The sequence below is a fragment of the Roseomonas sp. TS2 genome (assembly GCF_058833935.1).
In genome coordinates this window covers 1-4759 of record NZ_JCACVY010000258.1, presented here as the reverse complement: position 1 = coordinate 4759, position 4759 = coordinate 1, and the positions used below count along the sequence as shown (strand labels likewise).

The following is a 4759-nucleotide window of genomic DNA, read 5'->3' as shown; positions in this document are numbered from 1 at the left end:
CGGGCGCGGTCCGCCGAGAGCCAGCCGGGCCTCGCCTTCCAGCGTCGCCTCGCGGGCGCGCAGGCGCAGCCCTTCCAGCGCCGCGCCGCCGGCTGGCAGCAGCAGGCGGCCTTCCAGCCGTGCCTCGGTCAGGCGGGGTCCGGGCAGTCCCAGGGCCGAGAGCAGCGGCGCCGTGTCCGGTGCGGCGAGGCTCAGCGCCACATTGGCGCCCTCCAGCCGTGGCCCCGGCAACTCGGCCTGCGCCTCGGCGGTGGCGCCGGCGCCGCGCAGGGTCAGGCGCAGCGGCCAGGGCCCGTCGCCGAGCAGCGCGGCCGGGGCGGGGAGCTGCCCCTCGGCCTGCACCGGCAGGCCGCGCAGGGAGAGGTCGGCGTTGAGCTGCCCCGGCTGCTCCGGGCCGGGCATCCGCAGCGTGGCGGCGCCCAGCGCCAGCCCCGGCACCCAGGCGCCGAGATCGCCGCCCTCGGTATGCGCCACCAGCCGGTCCAGGCGCGGCGGGCGGCCGGCGCCGGCATCGGCCAGTTCGGCGTCCAGCTCCAGCCCGCGCAGCGGGGGCAGGCCGGCGCGCGGCAGGAAGGGCGCAAGGCGCGCGGTGCTCTCGGCCGTGGCCTTCAGGGCCAGCTGCCAGCCGGCGGCGGCCTCGGGGCGCGTCGCGCTGCCATCGGCCACCAGCTGCAGCCCCGGTGCCGCCAGCGCAACATGCAGCGGCCAGGCGGCGGGCTCGGCGCTGGTGCCGAGCAGCCGCGCCAGCGGCCCGGCATGCCCCTCCAGCGCCACGGCCACGCCGCGCAGGCCAAGCGCGCCCTGGAAGTCGATCGGCGCCGCCGGGGTCTCGGCGCGCAGGGCGAGGCTGCGGATGTCCAGCACCTCCCGCCGCCCGGTGCGGGCATCGTGCCAGGTGAGGCGCCCGCCCTCGATATCCACCGCGGCGATGGAGAGCGCCAGCCGCCCCTCGGCCGCGCCGCCGGGTGCCGCTTCCGGCCGGCCCGTGGCGGGCGAGGGGGCGGGGGAGAGGCGCCAGTTGCCCTGGCCCTCCGCATCCACCTCCAGCAGCAGGTCCGGCTCGATCAGCGTCAGCCGCTCGAAGGCGATGCGGCGCGAGAGCAGCGGCAGCAGCGCGAGCCGCGCCTCCACGCGGCTGGCCGTCAGCATCTCGGCGCGGCTGCCGCCGGGGGCGTTGGCCAGGGCCACGCCCTCCAGCGTCACCGTCGGTACCAGGGAGAGCTTGATGCCGACCGGGCCCGAGAGGGTCAGCGCACGCCCCGTCGCCTGCTCCACGGCGGCGATGACGCGCGGGCGCAGCACGGAATCGCGCAGCACCAGGTTCAGCCCGCCCCAGGCCAGCACCGGCACGGCCACGAGCACGGCGGCGCCGGCCAGCAGGGTGCGGCGGCGGCGGCGGCGGGGCGGGGCCATGGCCTCAGCCCACCCGGCGCGGCTGCGGCGTGCGCGGCACCTCGAAGCCGAGGGTGCGGAAGCTCTCCACCATGTGCGGCGGCGGCGGCGCGCTCACCTCCAGCGTGCCGCCCTCCGGGTGCGGCACCTGCAGCGCGCGGGCGTGCAGGTGCAGCGCGTGGGACATCCCCTCGAGATGCGCCGCCTGCCCGCCATACTTGCCATCGCCCAGGATCGGGCATTCGAGCGCCGAGGCGCAGTGCACGCGCAGCTGGTGGGTACGGCCGGTCAGCGGCCGCATCTCCAGCCAGGTGGCGTGGCGGCGCGCCACATCGACCGTGCTGTACTCGGTGACGGCGAAGAGGCCCTCGCGGCCCTCCACGGGGGCGGTGCGCTCGCCCTGGCCGGTGCCGACGCGCCCCAGCTTCATGTCGATCCGCCCCGCCTCGTATTGCGGCTGCCCGACCACCAGCGCCCAGTAGGTCTTCTTCGCATCGCGCCCGCGGAAGGCGCTGGCCAGCCGGCGCGCCGCCAGCGCGTCCCGCGCCAGCAGGATCACGCCCGAGGTGTCGCGGTCCAGCCGGTGGACGAGGCGCGGCCGCTCCTCATGGCCGAAGCGCAGCGCGTCCAGCATCCCGTCCAGGTGCTTCTTGATGTTCGGGCCGCCCTGCACTGGCAGGCCGTGCGGCTTGTTCAGGGCGATGACGCTGTCGTCGCGGTAGAGGACCAGCTTCTCCAGCGCGCGCGCATCCTCCTCGCTCACCTCGCGGTCGCGGCGCTCGGGCTCCGGCGCCGGCCCCTCGGGCAGGGGCGGGATGCGGATCTCCTGGCCGCGCATCAGCCGCGTGTTGGCCTCGGCGCGCTTGCCGTCGACGCGGATCTGCCCGGTGCGCAGCATCTTCTGCAGCGCGCCCTGCGTCACCTGGGGGAAGTGGCGGCGGAACCAGCGGTCGAGGCGGGATTCCTCGTCGGCCGGATGGACGGTGCGATGCTGGATGGTCATGCGCGGGGAGGTAGCTCCGGCGACGCGCCGCGTCGAGCGAAAACGGGGGCGATTCCGCTTGCGCGTAAGGAATATATTCCTTACTTCCTTACCATCTTACTGCCTTACCGGAGGCCCCGCATGAAAACCCCGAGCAACCCGCCCCGGCTGGCCAATCTGACGAGCAAGAACCAGCTCACCCTGCCGCGCGCCGTGGTGGAGGCGCTGGGCTGCCCGAGCCACTTCCGGGTGCAGGTGCATGACGGGGCGCTGGTGCTGTGGCCGGGCCGGGTGGTGACGGTGCTGGACAGGCCGGAGCCGATGATGCCGCAGCCTAGGGCGAGGAACCGGGCGGAGTAAAGGTATATATTCTTATCAGGGTGGCGGGGGCGGGGAGAAGAAAGTCACTGCCCGGCCTTCGCCGCATGGCATAACCTTCTCTTTTTGCTGCGGAATTTTCCAAACTTCGCTCTTTTCCGCACGCTCTGGCGGCGGCCATGCTCGCCGCCATGACCGAGACCCTCCGCACCACCCGCCGCCGCCTCGGCCTCGCCGCCGCCGGCCTGCTCGCCATGCCCGCCCTGGCCCGTGCCCAGGGCGGCCGCTCCACCCTGCGCGTGGGCAACCAGAAGGGCGGGCTGCGCTCGCTGCTGGAAGCCTCAGCGCAGGGCGAGGCGCCGCCCTACGACATCGCCTGGAGCGAGTTCCCCGCCGCCGCGCCGCTGCTGGAGGCGCTCGCGGCCGATGCGCTGGACGCCGGCACCATGGGCGACCTCGCCTTCCTCAGCGTCTTCGCCGCCGGGGCGCCGCTGCGCGCCTTCGCCGCCACGCGCGCCGAGCCGCGCTCCCAGGCCATCCTGGTGCCGGAGCATTCCCGGGCCAGGAGCCTCGCCGACCTGCGGGGGAAGAAGCTCGCCGGCAACCGCGGCGGCTGGGGCCATTTCCTGCTGCGCGCGGCGCTGAAGCGCGCCGGCCTGGCGCCGGAGGCGGTGGAGCTGGTCTGGCTCGGCCCGGCCGACGCCGCGCTGGCCTTCCGCTCCGGCGCCGTCGATGCCTGGGCGATCTGGGAGCCCTATGTGGCGATCGAGCGCACCCTGTTCGGCGCCCGCGTGCTGGAGGACGGCACCGGGCTGACCCCCACCGTCAGCTTCCTCGCCGCGCATGAGAACGCGCTGCGCCAGCGCCGGCCGCTGCTGGCCGACCTGGCCCGCCGCCAGCGGCGCGGCTGGGACTGGGCCGCCGGCCGGCTGGAGGCCTATGCCGCCGCCAATGCCCGCCTGACCCGCCTGCCGGAGCCGGCGGTGCGGCAGGCCTTCGCCAGCCAGCGCACCCGCGCCGTGCCGCTCGACGCCGCGCTGCTGGAGGAGCTGCAGGCGGCGGCCGACGCGGCGCTGGAATTCGGCCTGCTGCGGCGGCGCGTGGCGGTGGCGGAGGCCGTCGCCGCCGGGGTGGAGGAAGGCTGAGGCCCCGTCGGGCCTTATTGTCAGGCATTGTTGACCGCGTGCCGGACGGCGCGGACGCGCATCGTGGCTGAACGATCCGTCGCGCCCGGCGTTCTCCACCCGACCGCAACGGGAGAACAGGATTCATGGACGACGGACGGGTGTGGGCCTTCGAGGAGAGCCTCTGGACGGGCGATGCGGAGCACTACCGCGCGCTGATCGACGATGAGTGCCTGATGGTGCTGCCGCACCCCCCCTTCGTGATGGGCGGGGCCGAGGCGGTGGCGGCGGTGGCGGACACGCCGCGCTGGAGCACGGTGGAGATCTCCGAAAAGCAGGTCTCGCGCCCGCAGGAGGGGCTGATCGTCATCGCCTACAAGGCGGCGGCGCGGGGCGAGGGTAAGGCGCCCTACGAGGCGCATTGCACCTCCGTCTACCGGCGCCTGGCGCATGACGAGTGGCGCGTGGTGCAGCACCAGCAGACGCCGCCGCTCACCGTGACGCCGTGACGCGCGCCCCGCCGTGCCGCGCCCCGTGGGGGATGCGGCGCGGCGGGGCAGCCTCAGCCCAGGGCGCGGCCGAGCAGGCCGCCCAGGGCGAAGGCGGCGGCGAAGGCGCCGAGCCCGCCCGCCAGGGTCAGGCCGAGATAGAGCGCGGCAAGCGACGGGCTGCGCAGGAACAGCGTGCCCGTGTCCAGCGAGAAGGCGGAGAAGGTGGTGAAGCCGCCGAGCAGCCCGGTGACGGCCAGCAGCCGCGCCTCCTGCGGGAAGGCCAGGCCGCCCAGCATGGCGCCGCCGAGCAGGCCGATGACGGCGCTGCCGATGACGTTCACCGCCAGCGTGCCCCAGGGCAGGTGGGTGCCGAACCAGCCCGCGCACCAGATTCCCACCGCGTAGCGCAGCACCGAGCCCGCCGCCCCGCCCGCCGCCACCAGCCCGAGCAG

6 protein-coding genes are annotated in these 4759 nt (G+C 75.4%); 3 read left to right on the top strand and 3 right to left on the bottom strand.

The window, feature by feature from the left end; genetic code table 11:
* Both ACZJYS_RS22765 and ACZJYS_RS22760 read right to left on the bottom strand, forming a co-directional pair.
* Positions 1–1413, bottom strand: a 1413-nt coding sequence (locus tag ACZJYS_RS22765; protein ID WP_493180430.1) for an AsmA family protein, incomplete at its 3' end; no start/stop codon positions are given.
* A 4-nt stretch (positions 1414–1417) separates the two neighbouring features.
* The gene (locus ACZJYS_RS22760) at positions 1418–2395 is read right to left on the bottom strand and encodes an RluA family pseudouridine synthase (protein WP_493180429.1); all 978 of its coding nucleotides are present in this window, start codon (positions 2393–2395) and stop codon (positions 1418–1420) included.
* Between the two features lie 120 nt (positions 2396–2515).
* On the opposite strand from ACZJYS_RS22760, the gene ACZJYS_RS22755 reads away from it, so the two are divergent.
* The 3 genes from ACZJYS_RS22755 to ACZJYS_RS22745 all read left to right on the top strand — a co-directional run bounded on the left by ACZJYS_RS22755 (position 2516) and on the right by ACZJYS_RS22745 (position 4325).
* Complete coding sequence (locus tag ACZJYS_RS22755) at positions 2516–2734, top strand: hypothetical protein (RefSeq protein WP_493180428.1); 219 nt, start codon at positions 2516–2518, stop codon at positions 2732–2734.
* A gap of 149 nt (positions 2735–2883) precedes the next feature.
* Complete coding sequence (locus ACZJYS_RS22750) at positions 2884–3837, top strand: aliphatic sulfonate ABC transporter substrate-binding protein (RefSeq protein WP_493180427.1); 954 nt, start codon at positions 2884–2886, stop codon at positions 3835–3837.
* Between the two features lie 125 nt (positions 3838–3962).
* Positions 3963–4325, top strand: coding sequence for a DUF4440 domain-containing protein (locus tag ACZJYS_RS22745; protein WP_109518625.1), 363 nt, complete (start codon positions 3963–3965; stop codon positions 4323–4325).
* A 53-nt stretch (positions 4326–4378) separates the two neighbouring features.
* Here the strand turns inward: ACZJYS_RS22745 and ACZJYS_RS22740 are convergent.
* The coding region (locus tag ACZJYS_RS22740; RefSeq protein WP_493180426.1) for a fluoride efflux transporter FluC at positions 4379–4759 on the bottom strand (381 nt) is incomplete at its 5' end.

Coding starts and splice junctions, on each gene's coding strand:
- ACZJYS_RS22760 (WP_493180429.1), bottom strand. CDS start 2,395: ATGACCATCCAGCATCGCACCGTCCATCCGGCCGACGAGGAATCCCGC.
- ACZJYS_RS22755 (WP_493180428.1), top strand. CDS start 2,516: ATGAAAACCCCGAGCAACCCGCCCCGGCTGGCCAATCTGACGAGCAAG.
- ACZJYS_RS22750 (WP_493180427.1), top strand. CDS start 2,884: ATGACCGAGACCCTCCGCACCACCCGCCGCCGCCTCGGCCTCGCCGCC.
- ACZJYS_RS22745 (WP_109518625.1), top strand. CDS start 3,963: ATGGACGACGGACGGGTGTGGGCCTTCGAGGAGAGCCTCTGGACGGGC.